Source organism: Streptomyces sp. NPDC036813 (assembly GCF_055609245.1).
Window position 1 is genome coordinate 272,005 of sequence record NZ_JBVJPV010000003.1, and the last position, 17,654, is coordinate 289,658.

17 protein-coding genes and 2 tRNA genes are annotated in these 17,654 nt (G+C 70.7%); 8 read left to right on the forward strand and 11 right to left on the reverse strand.

Going from position 1 to position 17,654, the window contains the following annotated elements; translation table 11 throughout:
• Positions 1–76 precede the first annotated feature (76 nt).
• Entirely contained in the window at positions 77–706 is a 630-nt protein-coding gene (locus tag ACZ67Q_RS08790) for an alpha/beta hydrolase family protein (protein WP_471178297.1), read from the reverse strand.
• Between the two features lies 1 nt (position 707).
• Positions 708–1,523: an SOS response-associated peptidase gene (locus tag ACZ67Q_RS08795; RefSeq protein ID WP_471178299.1), complete on the reverse strand. Its 816-nt coding sequence runs from the start codon at positions 1,521–1,523 to the stop codon at positions 708–710.
• A 104-nt stretch (positions 1,524–1,627) separates the two neighbouring features.
• On the opposite strand from ACZ67Q_RS08795, the gene ACZ67Q_RS08800 reads away from it, so the two are divergent.
• From ACZ67Q_RS08800 to ACZ67Q_RS08815, 4 genes are all read left to right on the forward strand, one after another.
• Positions 1,628–2,350, forward strand: coding sequence for a M50 family metallopeptidase (locus tag ACZ67Q_RS08800; protein ID WP_471178302.1), 723 nt, complete (start codon positions 1,628–1,630; stop codon positions 2,348–2,350).
• A 76-nt stretch (positions 2,351–2,426) separates the two neighbouring features.
• The gene (gene aroA, locus ACZ67Q_RS08805; protein WP_471178304.1) at positions 2,427–3,743 is read left to right on the forward strand and encodes a 3-phosphoshikimate 1-carboxyvinyltransferase; all 1,317 of its coding nucleotides are present in this window, start codon (positions 2,427–2,429) and stop codon (positions 3,741–3,743) included.
• Between the two features lie 9 nt (positions 3,744–3,752).
• Positions 3,753–4,763 carry a ribosome small subunit-dependent GTPase A gene (gene rsgA / locus ACZ67Q_RS08810; protein ID WP_471178307.1) on the forward strand — a complete coding sequence of 337 codons (1,011 nt, stop codon included), beginning with the start codon at positions 3,753–3,755 and terminating at the stop codon, positions 4,761–4,763.
• A gap of 99 nt (positions 4,764–4,862) precedes the next feature.
• A complete protein-coding gene (locus tag ACZ67Q_RS08815; protein WP_361631181.1) occupies positions 4,863–5,186 on the forward strand; it encodes a DMT family transporter in 324 nt (107 codons plus the stop codon).
• 7 nt (positions 5,187–5,193) lie between these two features.
• On the opposite strand, the gene ACZ67Q_RS08820 is transcribed toward ACZ67Q_RS08815, so the two are convergent.
• Positions 5,194–5,799, reverse strand: coding sequence for a TetR/AcrR family transcriptional regulator (locus tag ACZ67Q_RS08820; RefSeq protein WP_471178310.1), 606 nt, complete (start codon positions 5,797–5,799; stop codon positions 5,194–5,196).
• Positions 5,800–5,948: 149 nt separating this feature from the next.
• Here ACZ67Q_RS08820 and hisN point away from each other — a divergent pair, with 149 nt between their 5' ends.
• Complete coding sequence (hisN, locus tag ACZ67Q_RS08825) at positions 5,949–6,749, forward strand: histidinol-phosphatase (RefSeq protein WP_471178313.1); 801 nt, start codon at positions 5,949–5,951, stop codon at positions 6,747–6,749.
• A gap of 153 nt (positions 6,750–6,902) precedes the next feature.
• Positions 6,903–7,295, forward strand: coding sequence for a CBS domain-containing protein (locus ACZ67Q_RS08830; protein ID WP_471178316.1), 393 nt, complete (start codon positions 6,903–6,905; stop codon positions 7,293–7,295).
• A 62-nt stretch (positions 7,296–7,357) separates the two neighbouring features.
• Here the strand turns inward: ACZ67Q_RS08830 and ACZ67Q_RS08835 are convergent, their stop codons facing one another.
• Complete coding sequence (locus ACZ67Q_RS08835) at positions 7,358–8,812, reverse strand: catalase (RefSeq protein WP_471178319.1); 1,455 nt, start codon at positions 8,810–8,812, stop codon at positions 7,358–7,360.
• A gap of 144 nt (positions 8,813–8,956) precedes the next feature.
• Between ACZ67Q_RS08835 and ACZ67Q_RS08840 the strand changes: the two genes are divergently transcribed.
• The gene (locus ACZ67Q_RS08840; RefSeq protein ID WP_361631193.1) at positions 8,957–9,373 is read left to right on the forward strand and encodes a Fur family transcriptional regulator; all 417 of its coding nucleotides are present in this window, start codon (positions 8,957–8,959) and stop codon (positions 9,371–9,373) included.
• 162 nt (positions 9,374–9,535) lie between these two features.
• On the opposite strand, the gene ACZ67Q_RS08845 is transcribed toward ACZ67Q_RS08840, so the two are convergent.
• From ACZ67Q_RS08845 to ACZ67Q_RS08860, 4 genes are all read right to left on the reverse strand, one after another.
• Positions 9,536–9,609, reverse strand: a tRNA-Met gene (locus ACZ67Q_RS08845).
• A 204-nt stretch (positions 9,610–9,813) separates the two neighbouring features.
• Complete coding sequence (locus tag ACZ67Q_RS08850) at positions 9,814–11,616, reverse strand: tetratricopeptide repeat protein (RefSeq protein ID WP_471178323.1); 1,803 nt, start codon at positions 11,614–11,616, stop codon at positions 9,814–9,816.
• 227 nt (positions 11,617–11,843) lie between these two features.
• Positions 11,844–11,917: transfer RNA gene (locus ACZ67Q_RS08855), tRNA-Met, on the reverse strand.
• A gap of 43 nt (positions 11,918–11,960) precedes the next feature.
• Entirely contained in the window at positions 11,961–14,921 is a 2,961-nt protein-coding gene (locus ACZ67Q_RS08860; RefSeq protein WP_471178938.1) for a UPF0182 family membrane protein, read from the reverse strand.
• 164 nt (positions 14,922–15,085) lie between these two features.
• Between ACZ67Q_RS08860 and ACZ67Q_RS08865 the strand changes: the two genes are divergently transcribed.
• Positions 15,086–15,625 carry a PPA1309 family protein gene (locus ACZ67Q_RS08865; protein ID WP_471178326.1) on the forward strand — a complete coding sequence of 180 codons (540 nt, stop codon included), beginning with the start codon at positions 15,086–15,088 and terminating at the stop codon, positions 15,623–15,625.
• A gap of 6 nt (positions 15,626–15,631) precedes the next feature.
• On the opposite strand, the gene ACZ67Q_RS08870 is transcribed toward ACZ67Q_RS08865, so the two are convergent.
• From ACZ67Q_RS08870 to ACZ67Q_RS08880, 3 genes are all read right to left on the reverse strand, one after another.
• The gene (locus ACZ67Q_RS08870) at positions 15,632–16,723 is read right to left on the reverse strand and encodes a YlbL family protein (protein WP_471178329.1); all 1,092 of its coding nucleotides are present in this window, start codon (positions 16,721–16,723) and stop codon (positions 15,632–15,634) included.
• Between the two features lie 72 nt (positions 16,724–16,795).
• Positions 16,796–16,960 (reverse strand): hypothetical protein, encoded by a 165-nt coding sequence (locus tag ACZ67Q_RS08875; RefSeq protein ID WP_471178331.1) that lies wholly within the window; start codon positions 16,958–16,960, stop codon positions 16,796–16,798.
• Between the two features lie 186 nt (positions 16,961–17,146).
• Positions 17,147–17,608, reverse strand: coding sequence for a molybdenum cofactor biosynthesis protein MoaE (locus tag ACZ67Q_RS08880; protein WP_471178334.1), 462 nt, complete (start codon positions 17,606–17,608; stop codon positions 17,147–17,149).
• Positions 17,609–17,654: the final 46 nt, after the last annotated feature.

A 17,654-nucleotide genomic window follows, 5' to 3' on the forward strand; every position in this document is an offset into this window, starting at 1 on the left:
CCACGACGTCGGTACTGGTTCACCAGCACTTCTGTCCGCCTCAACAGCGACCGTCCGTCCCACATTCCCGACCGTTTCAGGCCAGTGACGCGGACCACCGCACGACACCGTCGGTGATGATCTCCAGCGCCTGCTCCTGGGTGATCTCCGCCCGTTTGGGCACGGCGAAGCCGTGATCGCCGTGGTCCACCTCGATCAGTTCGTACGACCCGTCCGGGAACTCCTGCGGTCTGCCGAACGGGTCGTTGCCGCCCTGCACGACCAGGGTGGGCACCCCGGCACCGAGCAGTTCCGCGGCGCGGGACTTCTCCGGCTTGCCCGGCGGGTGCAGCGGGAAGCTCAGCGCGAGCACGGCGTGCGCGCCCAGTTCCGTGGCGGTACGGCAGGCCACGCGCGCCCCCGCGCTGCGGCCGCCGGAGATCACGGGCAGACCGGGCGCGGTCAGCGCCGGCCACAGGCCGCGCCAGCCGGTGTCCAGCGTCTTCGGTGCGGGCGCGACCTTCTTCCCGGCCACCCGCCAGGGCTGCTCGACCAGGGCGACACTCACCCCGTGTCCGGGCAGCACCCGGGCGAGGGCCTGGAGGTCGCGCGCTTCGATGCCGCCGCCGGCGCCGTGACTGACGGCCAGGACCAGCCGTGCCTTCTTCGCCGGGTGCCAGGTGATGCGGGCGTCCCCCGCGTCGGTGCTGATGATCTCGGTCGTCACGTCAGAAGAGTGTGCCCTCTTCCGGCGCGGCCAGCTCCTTCAGCAACTCCTCGCCGTTGTTGCGCACATTGCTCACGGCCGTGGAGACCGGGTAGGCGCGCATCAGTCCGGCTGGCGGCGGCGCGAGCAGCTCACGGAGCTCGTCGGGGTCGGTGCGGGCGGGGTCCAGCCAGGCGTCCCAGCGGTCCGGGGTCAGCATCAGCGGCATCCGCGGGTGGATGTCGGCGAGCGAGCGCGGGCCCTCGGCGGGGGCGACGGCGAGCGGGGTCTGCTCGGCCTCCGTGGTGATCACCGAGCAGGTCGCCCACCAGGCCTGCGGGTGGTCGCCGGGCAGGGTGCGGTCGCGCCAGAACTCGTACAGCCCGGCCATGGCGAACACCGAGCCGTCGGCCGGGAGCACGAAGTACGGCTGCTTGCGGGGCCGCTTCCGCTTCCCCTCGACCTCCAGCTCCCGCTCCTGCTCGCCGGTGACCCACTCGTAGTAACCGTCGGCGGGCACGATGCAGCGGCGGGAGGTGAACGCACGGCGGAAGGACGGCTTCTCGTGCACGGTCTCGGCGCGCGCGTTGATCATGCGGGCGCCGCCCTCGGGCGTCTTGGCCCAGGAAGGCACGAGCCCCCACTTCAGCTTGCGCAGCTGCCGAACCGGACGCGGGTCCGGGACGTCTTTGAGAGGGCGGTCCAGGACGGCGTACACCTCTTTGGTCGGGGCCACGTTGTAGTCGGGCGCCAGGGTCTCCTCCGGCACCCCCAGCTCGATCTCGAAGACTCCTGCGAGATCCTCGGGCCTACGACTCGATGCAAACCGTCCGCACATGCGTGCCACCTTGCCAGGCCCACCCGTCACCCGACCACCACCCCTCGACGACGGCGCTCGCGCCGGCCCTACTTGATCACGAGCAAAGGGAGCCACTTCCACACATGGACAGCATCGCCGCCACCGCGCTGCCCGACCTCTGGGACCGGCTCACCGGCACCCAGCCCGACCCGGATCTGTGGGTGGTGCTGGCCACCATGGTCGCGGCGCTGGCCGTGGTCGTCCCTCACACCCTGTGGCGGATATCCCGCAACGCCATCACCATCGCCCACGAGGGCGGCCACGGCCTGGTCGCGCTGCTCACCGGCCGGCAGCTCACCGGCATCCGGCTGCACTCCGACACCAGCGGCCTGACGGTGAGCCGCGGCAAGCCGTACGGGCTCGGCATGATCCTGACCGCGGCGGCCGGGTACACCGCTCCCCCGCTGCTCGGTCTCGGCGGCGCGGCCCTGCTCGCCACGGGCCGGATCACGCTGCTGCTGTGGGTGGCGACGGCCCTGCTGGTGGCGATGCTGGTGATGATCCGCAATGCGTACGGCGCGTTGACGGTCCTCCTTACGGGTGGCACGTTCGTGCTCGTCTCCTGGCTCGCGGGACCGCAGGTGCAGGCGGCGTTCGGGTATGTGGTGGTGTGGTTCCTGCTGCTGGGCGGCGTGCGCCCGGCCTTCGAACTGCAGGCCAAGCGTGTCCGGGGCGGCGCCGGGGACTCGGACGCGGACCAGCTGTCCCGGCTGACGCACGCCCCGGCGGGTCTGTGGCTGTTCCTGTTCCACGCGGTGTCGCTGTGCTCGCTGATCGGCGGGGGGCGCTGGCTGCTGGGGTGGTGACGACCCGGCGGCCGTACCGCCTGCCGACGGGCGCTCGCGACGACCTCCACCTCGCCGCTCCTTATAAAGTGGCCCCATGGCCCCGAACCCCGCACACACCGCCCTCTGGCCCGCCCCGCACGCGAGCGGAGCCGTCGACGCGACGGTCCACGTGCCCGGGTCCAAGTCGGTCACCAACCGTGCCCTGGTGCTCGCCGCCCTCGCCTCCGAGCCGGGCTGGCTGCGCCGCCCGCTGCGCTCGCGCGACACCCTGCTCATGGCCGGGGCCCTGCGCACGATGGGTGTGGAGATCGAGGAGGGCGTGGGCCCGGACGGCACCGGCGAGGCCTGGCGGGTGCTGCCCACGGGACTGCGCGGCCCGGCCACGGTCGACGTCGGCAACGCCGGCACGGTGATGCGGTTCCTGCCGCCGGTGGCCGCACTCGCCGACGGCCCCATCCGCTTCGACGGCGATCCGCGCTCGTACGAGCGGCCGTTGCACGGTGTCATCGACGCGCTGCGCGTGCTCGGCGCGCGGATCGACGACGACGGCCGGGGCGCGCTGCCGATGACCGTGCACGGCGGGGGTGCCCTGGACGGCGGACCGGTGGAGATCGACGCGTCCTCCTCCTCGCAGTTCGTCTCGGCGCTGCTGCTGTCGGGGCCGCGCTTCAACCAGGGCGTGGAGGTCCGGCACGTCGGCGCCACCCTGCCGTCCATGCCGCACATCCAGATGACCGTGGACATGCTGCGCGCGGTCGGCGCCCAGGTGGACACCCCGGAGTCGGGCGGCGAGCCGAACGTGTGGCGGGTGACGCCGGGCGCCCTGCTCGGCCGCGACCTGACCATCGAGCCGGACCTGTCCAACGCGCAGCCGTTCCTGGCGGCCGCGCTCGTCACGGGCGGCCGGGTCGTCGTCCCCGACTGGCCGGAGCGCACCACCCAGCCCGGTGACCGGCTGCGGGAGATCTTCACCGAGATGGGCGGCTCCTGCGAGCTGACCGACTACGGCCTCGTCTTCACCGGTTCCGGTTCCGTGCACGGCATCGACGTCGACCTCGGCGAGGTCGGCGAGCTGACCCCCGGCATCGCCGCGGTCGCCGCGCTCGCCGACTCCCCCTCGACGCTGCGCGGTGTGGCGCATCTGCGGCTGCACGAGACGGACCGGCTGGCCGCGCTGACCAAGGAGATCAACGAGCTGGGCGGTGATGTCACCGAGACCGCCGACGGCCTGCACATCCGCCCGCGCAAGCTGCACGGCGGCGTCTTCCACACCTACGAGGACCACCGCATGGCAACGGCGGGTGCGATCATCGGCCTGGCCGTCGAGGGTGTGGAGATCGAGAACGTGGCGACGACGGCGAAGACCATGCCGGAATTCCCCGAACTGTGGACCGGGATGCTCGGGGCGTAGGGGTTCACCATGCGCCGCTACGGCAAGCACACCGACGAGGACGACATCCGCAGCCGCCCCGGACGCCGGGGCAGCAGGCCGCGCACCAGCATCCGGCCCAAGCACGAGGACGCCGCCGAGGGCATGGTCCTCACCGTCGACCGGGGCCGGCTGACCTGCCTCGTCGACGGCCGCACGATCATGGCGATGAAGGCACGTGAACTGGGCCGCAAGGCCGCCGTGGTCGGGGATCGGGTGGCCATCGTCGGCGACCTGTCCGGCCAGAAGGACACGCTCGCGCGGATCGTGCGCATCGAGGAGCGCACGTCGGTGCTGCGTCGTACGGCGGACGACGACGATCCGTTCGAGCGGGTGGTCGTCGCCAACGCCGACCAGCTGGCCATCGTGACCGCCCTCGCCGACCCCGAACCCCGCCCGCGGCTGATCGACCGCTGCCTGGTGGCGGCGTTCGACGGCGGTCTGGAGCCGCTGCTGGTGCTGACCAAGTCGGACCTGGCCCCGCCGGACAAACTCCTCGAGCTGTACGGCGACCTGGACATCCCCTACGTCGTCACCAGCCGCGAGGAGCTGGAGAACGGCGATGCCGCGGACCGGGTGCGCGCGGAGCTGGACGGGCGGATCACGGCCTTCGTCGGCCACTCCGGCGTCGGCAAGACGACGCTGGTCAACGCGCTGGTCCCGGAGGAGCGGCGGCGGCTGACCGGGCATGTGAACGCGGTCACCGGCCGCGGCCGGCACACCACCACGTCGGCGCTGGCGCTGCCGCTGGCCGGCGACGACGGCTGGGTGATCGACACCCCTGGCGTGCGCTCCTTCGGCCTGGCTCACGTCGACCCTTCGCGGGTCATCCACGCCTTCCCCGACCTGGAGGCCGGCACGGAGGGTTGTCCGCGCGCGTGCAGCCACGACGAGCCGGACTGCGCGCTGGACGCGTGGGTCGCGGACGGCCACGCCGACCCGGCCCGGCTGTACTCGCTGCGCCGGCTGCTGTCCACGCGGGAGCGCACGGAGGGCGACTGAGCCGCTGCCGCGGTGCGTCCGCGTTGTTTGCCGGGGCTCGCGTTCGGTAAGTGCATAATCGCACCGAGCCGGAGATCCGGATCAACGGGAGGACAGCACATGGCGTGGCTGCTGGTCATAGTGGCCGGGATTCTGGAGACCGGTTTCGCCGTGTGCCTGAAGCTCTCGCACGGGTTCACCCGTCTCTGGCCGACGATCGCGTTCGCCTGCTTCGCGCTCGGCAGCTTCGGCCTGCTGACCCTGTCCCTGAAGAAGCTCGACGTGGGCCCCGCCTACGCGGTGTGGACCGGCATCGGCGCGGCCGGCACCGCGATCTACGGCATGGTCTTCCTCGGCGACCTCGTGTCCACGCTGAAGATCGTCTCCATCAGCCTGGTCATCCTGGGCGTGATCGGCCTGCAGTTGTCCGGCTCCACGCACTGACCGCCGCTCAGGCGGTCTGCCGGGGCAGGACGGCGCGCACCAGTTCGGTGAGGCCGCCCTCGCCGGGCGGGGCGGCTATGCAGGACAGCGCGAGCCGGACCACCAGTTCACAGGCGCGCGCGAGCTCGGCCTCGCCCGTCCGGGCCGTACCGGGCGCGGACAGCGCGACGACGGCGCGGTCGCGCACCTGCGCCACGAGCTCGCCGGGCGAGGGCAGCGGCCCGTCGGCGCGGCGCTGCGCGGGTACGGCGGAGGTGGACGGCACCGCGTTCAGGGGCGGCGTGGGCAGCCGCTCGCTCCAGCAGCCGGTGAGCAGAGCGCGCAGCAGCGGGTTTTCGCGGGCCGCCGACGCCGTCCATTCGGCGGTCGCCGCCAGCCGCTCCCCGGCGTCACCCTCTCCGGCGAGTGAGCGCTCGACGCCGGCGAGGTAGGCGTCCGCCTCCCTTCTGACGAGCGCCCGGGCGAGCCCCTCCTTGCTGCCGAACTCGTTGTACAGCGTCTGCCTGGACACTCCCGCCCCGGCGGCCACGTCCACCATCCGCACCGCCGGCCACGGCCGACGCGCCACCGCCGCGAACGCGGCCTCCAGCAGGGATTCCCTCGCAGCAGGCATCATCGCTCCCTAGGGCGACCGACTCTGCGCCCAGGTTTGACGGGCCTGTATGCACTGTCAAGGGTGTGCACGCCGCCGCGGGCAACCGTGTGTTCCGGCTGTCGAACCCCGCTGGTCCCACCCGCACCTGGCCGACTACCGTTCCCCACATGCCCGACTACCTCGACGATCTCCGCTTCGCGCACGTCCTCGCCGACGCGGCCGACGCCACCACCATGGACCGCTTCAAGGCCCTCGACCTCAAGGTCGAGACGAAGCCGGACATGACCCCGGTCAGCGAAGCGGACAAGGCGGCGGAAGAGATCATCCGCGGCCACCTCGCGCGCTCCCGCCCCCGCGACGCGGTCCTCGGCGAGGAGTACGGCATCGAGGGCACCGGCCCCCGCCGCTGGGTGGTCGACCCGATCGACGGCACCAAGAACTACGTCCGCGGTGTCCCCGTCTGGGCCACCCTCATTTCCTTGATGGAGGCCGGTGAGGGCGGCTACCAGCCCGTCGTCGGCGTCGTGTCCGCCCCCGCCCTCGGCCGTCGCTGGTGGGCCGCGAAGGGCCACGGCGCCTACGCCGGCCGCAGCCTCTCCCAGGCGACGCGCCTGAAGGTCTCCGGCGTCTCGCAGCTCTCGGACGCCTCCTTCGCCTACTCCTCGCTCTCCGGCTGGGAGGAGCGGGGCCACCTGGACGGCTTCCTGGACCTGACCCGCGCCGTGTGGCGTACGCGCGCGTACGGCGACTTCTGGCCGTACATGCTGGTCGCCGAGGGCGCGGTCGACATCTGCGCCGAGCCGGAGCTGTCGCTGTGGGACATGGCCGCCAACGCGATCGTCGTGACCGAGGCCGGCGGCACCTTCACCGGCCTCGACGGCCGTCCCGGCCCGCACAGCGGCAACGCGGCGGCGTCCAACGGCCTGCTGCACGACGAGTTGCTGGGGTACCTGAACGGGCGCTACTGAGAAACCCGAGGTGAGCGTGCGCGCCCCCAACGGGCCGCACGCGCCCTCTTGTTGACCACCGCTTTACCTGCCACCCTGAGAGTCCCCCTGCTTGTGAACTTGTGAATTCATGAACAAGCAGCAGGGGGCGACTCCAGGAGGTGGCTCTAGACCATGCTCGTCCGCGACGCCATGAGCACGGTGGTCCTCACCATCGGCCCGCACCACACCCTCCGCCAGGCAGCCGCTCTGATGTCCGCCCGCCGCGTCGGCGCGGCCGTCGTGTACGACCCCGACGCCGGCGGCATCGGCATCCTCACCGAACGCGACATCCTCAACTCGATCGGCCTGGGCCAGGACCCGGACACCGAACTGACCGACGACCACACCACCACGGACGTCGTGTTCGCGGCCCCCGCCTGGACCCTGGAAGAGGCGGCCCGCGCCATGGCGCACGGCGGCTTCCGCCACCTGATCGTCCTGGACGGTGACGAGCCGGCCGGCATCGTCTCGGTCCGCGACATCATCCGCTGCTGGGCACCCGCCCGCGAGCGCATCCCCGCGTGAGCACGCCGACGGGCCGGACCCCCGAGGGAACCCGGCCCGTCGGCCCTACGCGATCCGGCAGGTCAGCCCCGCAGCGCCTGCACCGCGACGTCCAGCCGCTTGCCGAAGTCGGCGTCGGCCCGGCGGAAGTTGTCCACCGCGCGCTCGGCGATGTCCTCGCGCGAGACCTGTGCGAGGGCGCCGGCCAGGTTGCCCACCAGGCGCTCCTTCTCGCCCTCGGTCATCAGCCGGTAGAGGTTGCCGGCCTGCACGAAGTCGTCGTCCTCGGCATGCAGCGGCGTCGGGTGGTTGCCGGTGCCGCCGGCGAGCGAGCCGAGCGGCTCCCACAGCGGGCGTCCGGTCTCCTCGGGGCCGCCGAAGCTGTTCGGCTCGTAGTTCTTCGCCCCGCCGTGGCGGCCGTCGTAGAGGTGGCCGTCCCGGGAGTGGGTGCGCGCCTCGGTGGCGTGCGGGCGGTTCACCGGCAGGTGGTCGGCGTTGATGCCGACGCGGTAGCGGTGCGCGTCGCCGTACGCGAAGAGGCGGCCCTGGAGCATCTTGTCGGGCGACGGGCCGATGCCGGGGACGAAGTGGGCGGGCGAGAAGATCGACTGCTCGACCTCGGCGAAGATGTTCCGCGGGTTGCGGTTGAGCTCCAGCTTGCCGATCTCGACCAGCGGGTAGTCGCCGTGCGGCCACACCTTGGTCAGGTCGAACGGGTTGAAGCGGTACGTCGCCGCCTCGGCCGCCGGCATGATCTGGACGTACACCGTCCAGCTCGGGAACTCGCCGCGCTCGATCGCCTCACGCAGGTCGCGCTGGTGGGAGTCGGGGTCCTTGCCCGCGAGGAGGTCGGCCTCTTCTGCGGTGAGGTTCTTGATCCCCTGGTCGGTCTTGAAGTGGTACTTGACCCAGAAGACCTCGCCCGCCTCGTTGTTCCACTGGAAGGTGTGCGAGCCGAAGCCGTCCATGTGGCGGTAGGAGGCGGGGATGCCGCGGTCGCCGAAGAGCCAGGTGACCTGGTGCGTGCTCTCCGGGCTCAGGCTCCAGAAGTCCCAGACGTTGTCCGCCTCCGTGGACCCGGTGTAGGGGTCGCGCTTCTGGGTGTGGATGAAGTCCGGGAACTTGATCGCGTCCCGGATGAAGAACACCGGGGTGTTGTTGCCGACGAGGTCGTAGTTGCCTTCCTCGGTGTAGAACTTCAGCGCGAAACCGCGCGGGTCGCGCACCGCGTCGGCCGCACCGAGGTTGCCGGCCACCGTGGAGAAGCGCAGGAAGACCTCGGTCTCCTTGCCCACCTCGGAGAGGAACTTCGCCCGCGTGTACGGCGTGACGTCGGCGGTCACCCTGAAGGTGCCGTAGGCGCCCGCGCCGCGGGCGTGCACCACACGCTCCGGGATGCGCTCGCGGTTGAAGTGGGCCAGCTTCTCGAGCAGGAGCTGGTCCTGGACGAGCACCGGGCCGCCGACCCCCGCGGTCTCGCTGTTGTTGTTGTCGGCTACCGGAGCACCGGCCTCCGTCGTGAGCGGTCCCGTGGTCACGAGCGCCTCCTGCCTGACTTCTGTCTGTTCCTGTCCCTTGGCCAAAGCCGTTGTCGATCCTACATTGGACAATGTCTAAGTCAAGTTGAGCTCCAACTTCACACCTATTCGGAACCTGGTCCCCTTGCTGTTACGCTGGTCTGCATGAGCGACCTTCTGGAACGGCTGCGCGGCCGCGGATGGCGGATGACCGCGCAGCGGCGTGTCGTGGCCGAGGTCCTGGACGGCGAGCACGTCCACCTCACGGCCGACGAGGTGCACGCCAGGGCCGTCGCCAAACTGCCGGAGATCTCCCGGGCGACCGTGTACAACACGCTCGGCGAACTGGTCTCCCTGGGCGAGGTGCTCGAGGTCAGCACCGACAAGCGCGCCAAGCGGTACGACCCGAACGCGCACCGGCCGCACCATCACCTGGTCTGCGCCAACTGTGGCGCGATCAAGGACGTGCACCCGACGGGCAACCCGCTGTCCGACCTCCCCGACACCGAGCGCTTCGGCTTCACGGTCTCGGACGTCGAGGTGACGTACCGGGGCCTGTGCCCGAACTGCGCGAGCGCGTAGCAGTACACCGAAAACCCCGGTACGGATGCCGTACCGGGGTTTTTCTCTGCCGTGAACCGGCGCGGGGGCCGACGCCCGCACGGGAAAACACCGAGAGCCGGGGGCCGGAAACGAAAAAACCGAGGGCCGGAAACCTTTCGGCTTCCGGCCCTCGGCCTTCAGTAGCGGGGACAGGATTTGAACCTGCGACCTCTGGGTTATGAGCCCAGCGAGCTACCGAGCTGCTCCACCCCGCGGCGATGAATGGAACACTACGTCAAGGAAGCCGGCAGAAGCAAATCGCTTCCGTACAGGTGGCTGCGACGGTCGCTCGCTCACCCTCCGCCACGGCTGGTCACACTTCCCCTCCTGCCCGGCTGCGATGCTGCCCAGCACCTGCCGTACTGCCTCCGGAGCGGGATCGGCTGCGGTCCCGTCGCGCGACCGGCCCCGCGTCAGGCTCACGCCGACAGTTCCTCGCGCAGCGCGTCGCGAAGACGTGCCGCCCGCTCCGAGACCTCCCCCGGCCCCAGCGTCACCGCGCGGTCGGCCCACCGCTGCGACTCCACCAGCTCGCCACGACGCGCGTAGACCAGGGCCAGCCGCAACGCCGCCCGCCCGTGCCCGGCGTCAGCCGCCCGCGTCCACCACACCGCCGCCTCCGGCTCGCTGCCCTCGCGCGCCAGCAGCAGTCCCAGGTTGAACGCCCCGTTCCGCGAACCTGCCTCGGCCGCCTCCCGGTACCACCGCGCCGCCTCGACGACGTCACCCCGCGCCGCGGCCAGCATCCCCACCCGCACCTGCGCCCGCCGGTGCCCCTGGGTCGCCGCCCGCTCGTACCACTCCTCGCACTCGGTCTTCTCGTGCAGCGACTGCAACGACTCGCCCAGCTCGTGCGTGGGCGCCGGCGGCCGCCGCGCGTCCAGCACCGCGGCCAGCCGGTACGCCGCCTCCGGGCTGCCGCCCCCCGCCGCGCACCGCAGATACCGCTCGGCCTCGGGCTCGTCGCCGTCCCTGAGGCGCGCGATACCGACCTGCAGTGCCGCCTCGGTGTGCCCGGCGGCCGCCGCCCGCTCGTACCACCGAAGCGCGGCCGCCTCCTCGCCCCGCCCGGCGTACAGAATCCCCAGGTTGAACGCGGCGTCCACGCTCCCGGCCTCCGCCGCCTTGGAGAACCACGGCTCGGCCCCGCTCTCGTCCCCGCCCCGCAGCAGCAGGATGGCCAGCGCGTTCGCCGCCTCCCGGTGCCCCGCGTAGGCCGCGCGCCGGTACCACTGCTCGGCCTGCGCGGTCCGCCCCTGCTCGGCGCAGAGCAGCCCGAGGTTGTACGCGCCGTTGACGTCCCCGGCGTCCATCGCCGCCCGGTACCACCGCTCGGCGGTCTGCGTCTCCCCGCGCTCGGCGTGCAGCGCGCCCAGCGCGTTGGCGGCGTTGCCGTCGCCCTCCTGCGCGGCCTTGAGCCACCAGGCGGCGGCGCTGTCGGAGTCCCCGGCATCGCGCAGCAGGAAGCCGAGCGCGCACGCGGCGCGCGGCTCGCCGTCCTTCGCGGACGTCAGGTACCAGCGGCCGGCCTCCTTCAGTTCGCCCCGCTTCTCCAGGATCGCCCCGAGGTGCAGCGCGGCCCGCCGGTGGCCGCGCGCGGCGGCCTGCCGGTACCACTGCTCGGCCTCGGCGACGAGGCCGACACCGTTGTCGTCGCCGGACTCCCGCGTGCCTCGCGCGTCGAGCGCTCTGGCCAGCCGGTACGCGGCCTCCCGGTGCCCGCGTTCTGCCGCGGCCCGCAGCCACCGCTCGGACTCGGCGTCTCCCCGGTGCTCCAGCAGGTCGGCGAGCGCGTAGGCGCCCAGCACGTGTCCCTGGTCGGCGGACTGGCGCAGCCAGTACTCGGCGGCGGGCTCGTCGCCGCGCTCGCGGTGGTGCCGGCCGAGCGCGTGCGCGGCGGCCGCGGAACCGGCGACGGCCGCGATCCGCCACCATCCGGCGGCCTCGTCGGCGTATCCGCGCTGGTGCAGCAGGACACCGAGGTTGTTGGCGGCGGCGCGGTCACCCGCGGCGGTGGCGGCGCGCAGATGGGGTTCGGCTCCGTCGAGATCGCCGCGGCGCAGCAGCATGGCCCCGAGGACGCTCATCGCCTCGACGTCGCCGGCTTCCGCGGCGAGGCGCTGGCGCAGTTCCTCCGCGGCCTCGCCCTCGTCCTCATCGCCCGAAGGCTGAACAAATCGCCCTGTCTCGAACAGAGTTGCCTTGTCCCCCATAACGTCCATCGTCGCACCACCTGCAACCTGGGTACACCCGGTATACCGCAGTCCGTGAGGTCACTTCAGCGTTTTGTCGACATGCCCACAGAGAGACAAGTCAAACACAGATCCCCCAACTCCCCACGGCGGCACGGCGCTCCTACCCGTCGGCACATGCGTTCGCACACACGAAGGCCCGGATCCCTGTGAGGATCCGGGCCTTCACCGTCGTACGACCACGTCGTCGACTTCAGTAGCGGGGACAGGATTTGAACCTGCGACCTCTGGGTTATGAGCCCAGCGAGCTACCGAGCTGCTCCACCCCGCGCCGTTGTGTGTACAACTGTACCACGGCGCGGGGCGGGGCATGATCAGCCGCTGCTCGGAGAGGGCGTCGGCTTGACAGCCGTGCTCGGAGCGGTTGTCGGCTTGGGGCTGGGGCTCGCGCCCTGGGCCTTGCCGCCCTGCGCTCCCTGGCTCGCCTTGGACTGCGCGTCCTCGGCCCGCTTCAGGGCGTCCTCCAGCTCCTTCTGGGCCTGGCCGTACGCCTGCCAGTCACCCTTCTTCAGGGCCTCCTGGCCGGCGTCGAACGCCTTCTGCGCGTCGTCCAGCGCCTGCTGGACCGTCGGGTTGCCCGTCGCCGGCGGCTTGGTGGTGCCGGTGCCCTGGTCCGGTGGCTGGGTCGAGCCGTTCGCTCCGAACACCTTGTTCAGGGCCTCGTCCAGGGTGTTCTCGAAGGCCGTGTTGCCGCCGTAGGTGACCAGGACCTTGCGCAGCAGCGGGTACTTGAGGTCACCGCCGCGCACGTAGACCGGCTCGACGTAGAGCAGGCCCCCGTCCAGCGGGACGGTCAGCAGGTTGCCGTACTCCACCTTGGAGTCGCCGCGTTGCAGCAGGCTGATCGACTCGGCGATGGAGGGTTCGGAGTTGAACTGGCTCTGCACCCGTTTCGGACCGTCGATCGTCTTGCCGGTCGGCAGTTTCAGGATGCTGATCTTGCCGTAGTCGCCGGACTGCGGTTCGGCGCTCACCGACATGAAGGCGCTGAGGTTGTCCCGGCCGTTCGGCGTCATCGTGGTCGTCAGCGAGAACGCCTGCGACTTCTGCCCCGGCAGCTTCATGCTCAGGTAGTACGGCGGCACCGCGTCGCCCGACTTGTTCGTCGGGTCGTCCGGGATCTGCCACACCTCGCTGCCGCTGAGGAAGGTCTGCGCGTCCTCGACGTGGTAGCGGGTGAGCAGCTCGCGCTGCACCTTGAACAGGTCCTGCGGGTAGCGCAGATGCTCCATCAGCGAGGCGGAGATGTCGCTCTTGGGCTGGACCGTGCCCGGGAACGCCTTCATCCACGTCTTCAGGACGGGGTCCTTGGTGTCCCACTGGTAGAGCTTGACCTCGCCGGTGTACGCGTCGACGGTCGCCTTCACCGAGTTGCGGATGTAGTTGACCTGGTTCTGCTGGGCCACCACCCGCTGGTTGTTCGCGGCAGTCAGCGAGTCGGTCGTGGTGTCACCGAGGGTGGTCCGCGAGGCGTACGGGTAGCCGTTGGTGGTGGTGTAGGCGTCGACGATCCACTGGATCCGGCCGTCGACCACCGCCGGGTAGGTCACGCCGTCGATGGTCAGCCACGGGGCGACCGCCTCGACGCGCTCCTTGGGCGTGCGGTTGTACAGGATGCGCGAACCGTCGCCGATCGCGCCGGAGTACAGGATCTGCGGCTCGCCGAACGCCACCGCGTACGCGGCCCGGTTGAGCGGATTGGCGAGATTCACACCGCTCTTGCCCTGGTAGCGGGTGGTCTTCTCGCCGCTGTCGTCGGAGTAGTCGATCTCGTCCTGGGGACCGCCGACGATGGAGTAGGTGGTGGTCTTCTCGCCGTAGTAGACCCGCTGCTGGTAGGTGCCGAGGTCGCCCTTGGACGGCAGGTCGTACTCGGTGAAGACCGGGCGGCCCTCGGAGTCGGCCTCGGTGCCCTTGGCCGCGACCACGCCGAAGCCGTGGGTGTAGCGGAAGTGGTCGTTGATCCAGTTGTGCTTCGGCACACCGTTGAGGTTCAGCTCGCGCAGACCGATGACCGTGTCCTGGACCTTGCCGTCCTTGGTCCTGTACCGGTCGACGGCCAGGTTGGACGGGAAGCCGTAGTAGTTGCGCACCTGCTGGAGCTGCTGGAACGTCGGGCCGACCACGTTGGGGTCCATCAGCCGGATGCTGGCGACGCTCTCGGCGTCGTCGCGCAGCTTCGTCGTGTCCTTGGTGGTGCTGGTGCCCGGGTACTCGCTGACCTGGGTGTCGTCGATGCCGTACGCCTCACGCGTCGCTTTGAGGTTCTTCTGGACGTACGGGGCTTCCTTGGCCTGCTCGTTCGGCTGGACCTGGAACTTCTGCACGATCGCGGGGTAGAGCCCGCCGATGAGGATCGCGGAGAGCACCATCAGACCGAAACCGATCACCGGCAGCTGCCAGGTCCGCCGCCACAGGGTGGCGAAGAACAGCAGCGCGCAGATGACGGCGATGCAGAACAGGATGGTCTTCGCGGGCAGATACGCGTTGGCGTCGACGTACCTGAGGCCCGTCCAGTTGTCGGTCGCCTTGAAGTCGCTGGACTTCACCGCCAGTCCGTACCGGTCGAGCCAGTAGGCGACCGCCTTCAGCGTGACGAACACGCCCAGCAGCACCGACAGATGCCCGGTCGCCGCGGCCGTGGCGCGCGCGCCGGGGCTGGTGACACGCAGCCCGCCGTACAGGTAGTGGGTGAGCGCGGCGGCGATCAGCGACAGGATCGTGGCGGCGAAGCCGAAGCCGAGCAGGAAGCGGTACCAGGGCAGGTCGAAGGCGTAGAAGGAGACGTCCAGATGGAACTGCGGGTCCTTCTGGCCGAAGGACACGCCGTTGACCCACATCAGCCAGGTGCGCCACTGGCCGGCGGCCGACGCCCCGGCGATCAGACCCACCAGGGCGGTGATCCCGAGCAGCAGCCACTTCTTGTACGGCGCGATGCCCATCCGGTAGCGGTCGAGGCTCTGCTGCTCCATCGACATCGCGCTCAGCGGCGGGCGCAGCCGGTGGGCCAGCCAGATGTTGAGACCGACGGCGACGGCCATCAGCAGGCCGAAGACGAAGAACAGTCCGATCTTGGTCCACAGAGTGGTGGTGAAGACCGAGGAGTACTTCACCGACCGGTACCACAGCCAGTCCGTCCAGAAGCCCGCGAACATGGTGAACGCCATGCCGAGTACGGCAAGGACGCCCAGCGTCGCGAGCAGGGTCCGGACACGCCGGGACGGGCGTCCCACTCTGATCCGCGGCCCCGTGGGGCCTCCGCCGCGGTCCGGCATCTGGAAAGCCAAGGTGCGCACCTCGAAGTTCGCTGTCGTCTCGTCAGGCCCGCGTTTTCGCCGGCCCTCCGTGGCCCCCCGTGATCGCGGGCCCACACCTATGCAACTTACTCACGGTTTACTCGGTTCCCGATTTCGGCCGGGAACGAGGCAGGATTGTGACCATGTCCAACACTCCCATGGCAGCGAACCCCCTCACCCGGGCCGTGCTCGAGATCGACGAGTACGCCTCCGGGCTCGGCTGGGACCAGCCCGCACGCCTCTTCGCCCTCGTCGACACCCAGCAGCTGCGGGCTCAGGAACCCTCGCTCGCCGACCAGCTCGGTCTCGGGGAGGACGAGAGCACCGGCCTCACCCCGATCGAGCAGGACGAGATTGCAACGGACCGGCCGCTGGATGAGTTCCTGGCCACCATCGCCTGGCCCGACGCGGTGGCCGGCTGCGCGCTGACCGTGGAGCGGCTGATGCTGCCGCCGTCCGCCGAGGCCCAGGTCCCGCAGGGCCTGGACGGAGCGAAGCTGGCGCAGTGGGTCGCCGAGCACCCCGAGCGGCAGGAGGTCCGGATGACGGTCGCGGTGCTGCGCGACGGCGCCCGCGAGTCGGCGCTCCGGCTGCGCGAGAAGGACTCCCCGACGGAGGTCCTCACCGGCCCGGACCTGATCCCGGGCCTGGCGGACGCGCTGGCGGCGACGTTCGAGGACTAGTCCCCGCTACTTGGTGCACTTCGGCAGGTCGGCGGTCCTGCCGCTGCCGATGTCCTTGAGGGCGTCGAGGGCGTCACCGATGGTCTTCACCTTGACCAGGGTGAGGCCCTCGGGGGTGTCCTTGGCGGCGGACGCGCAGTTGTCGGCGGGCGTGAGGAAGTACTGGGCGCCCTTGTCACGCGCGCCGACGGTCTTCATCTCGATGCCGCCGATCGGGCCGACCTTGCCGTCGTCGTCGATGGTGCCGGTGCCCGCGACGAACTTGCCGCCGGTCAGGGCACCGGGGGTCAGCTTGTCGTAGATGCCGAGCGCGAACATCAGGCCGGCGCTCGGGCCGCCCACGTCGGCGAGCTTGATGTCGATGGTGAACGGGAACGTGTGGTCGGTGCCGGCCGAGATGCCGACGACGGCCCGCTTGCGGCCCTGGTCGTCGGACGTCGCTGTGGTGATCGTCACATTCTTGGTCACGGTCGCCGTCCGGTGCTCCTTCTCGGCGGCCGCCTGCTCCTTGGCGGGCACGATCGTGAAGGCGACCTTCTCGCCGGGCTTGTGCTCGGTCACCAGCTTGGCGACGTCGGCGGGCTGCTTCACCGCGGTGCCGTCGACGGCCTTGATCACGTCACCGGCGTGCAGCTTGCCCTCCGCGGGGGAGCCCTTGACCACCGTGGAGACGATCACCCAGGACTGCACCGGGACGTGCAGCTCCTTCAGGGCGGCGACCTTGGCGCTCTCCTGGGACTGGCTGAACTCCTCGGCGTTCTCCTGGCTGGACTGCTCCTCGGTCTTGCCGTCCGGATACAGCGTGTCGTGCGGCACGATCTTGCTGTCGTGCGCGAGCCAGCCGTAGACCGCCTCCACGAGGTTCATCCGGTAGTCGGCGCTGGTGACCCGCACGGTGGTCATGTTGAGGTGACCGTCCGTGGGATAGGTCTTGCGCCCGGAGATCTGCAGCACCGGCTCACCGTCGTGGTCGCCGAGGGTGTTCACCGTCGGCCCCGGGGACATCTCCGAGTACGGCACGTTGATGAGCACTCCGGCGCACAGGAGTGCGATCAGCATCAAGGTGGAGGCGAGCATCGTCGCGGTGCGGCGTGGCATGGCACGACAGTACGGGACGTGTCTGTCGGAGCACCGTCAGGGCCGCCGACTTGATCACACGCCGTACCCGCGTCAGGTGCCGGAGTGCGACTTCTCCATCGCCTCGCGGAAGCGCGCATAGCCGTCCAGCTCGGGACCGTCGCTGCGGACCTTGCGGGTCCGGTTCGCCCAACTGCCCCACAGACCGGCTGCGACCGCAGCCACGAGCGGAATCACCAACCAGATGAGCGCCCCCATGGCGACCTCCCGACCCCAACTGAGCGACCGCTACCGACTGATCAGCAGATTAACCATCTGCCGTGTCAACGCTCACGTCAGGGGGTCGGTTACGCAACCGGAATTCCGGCGCTCGGCGGATCGGCGGCCGCCACAGCACGGATCGACAGGCGCCGCGGCCCGGATCAGCAGACGCCGTCACGCGGATCAGCAGGCGCCGACCCACTCCTCCGTGCCGTCGGAGAACCTCTGGTGCTTCCAGATGGGCACCTCGTGCTTGAGGTCGTCGATCAGCTTCCGGCAGGCGTCGAAGGCCTCTGCGCGGTGCGGGCACGACACGGCGACGACGACGGCGAGATCGCCGACGGCGAGATCCCCCACACGGTGGACGGCGGCAAGCGCCCGGACCGGGTACTCGGCGCAGACCTTCTCCGCGATGCGCCGCATCTCGGCCTCGGCGGAGGGGTGGCAGGAGTACCCGAGGGCGTCCACGTCGGCGCCGCCGTCGTGGTTGCGCACGGTGCCCACGAACAGCGCTGTCCCGCCGGCGGCCTCGTCCCCGACGGCCCGGAAGACCTCGTCCACGGACAGCGCCGTGTCCCGCACACCGATCAACTTGATGGGATCCGTCGCTGCCTGCTCACCGGGATGGTCGTACGTGGGTGCCATGCCCCCATCGTGCCCCACCGCACGCCCATCCGAAATAGACGTTTCA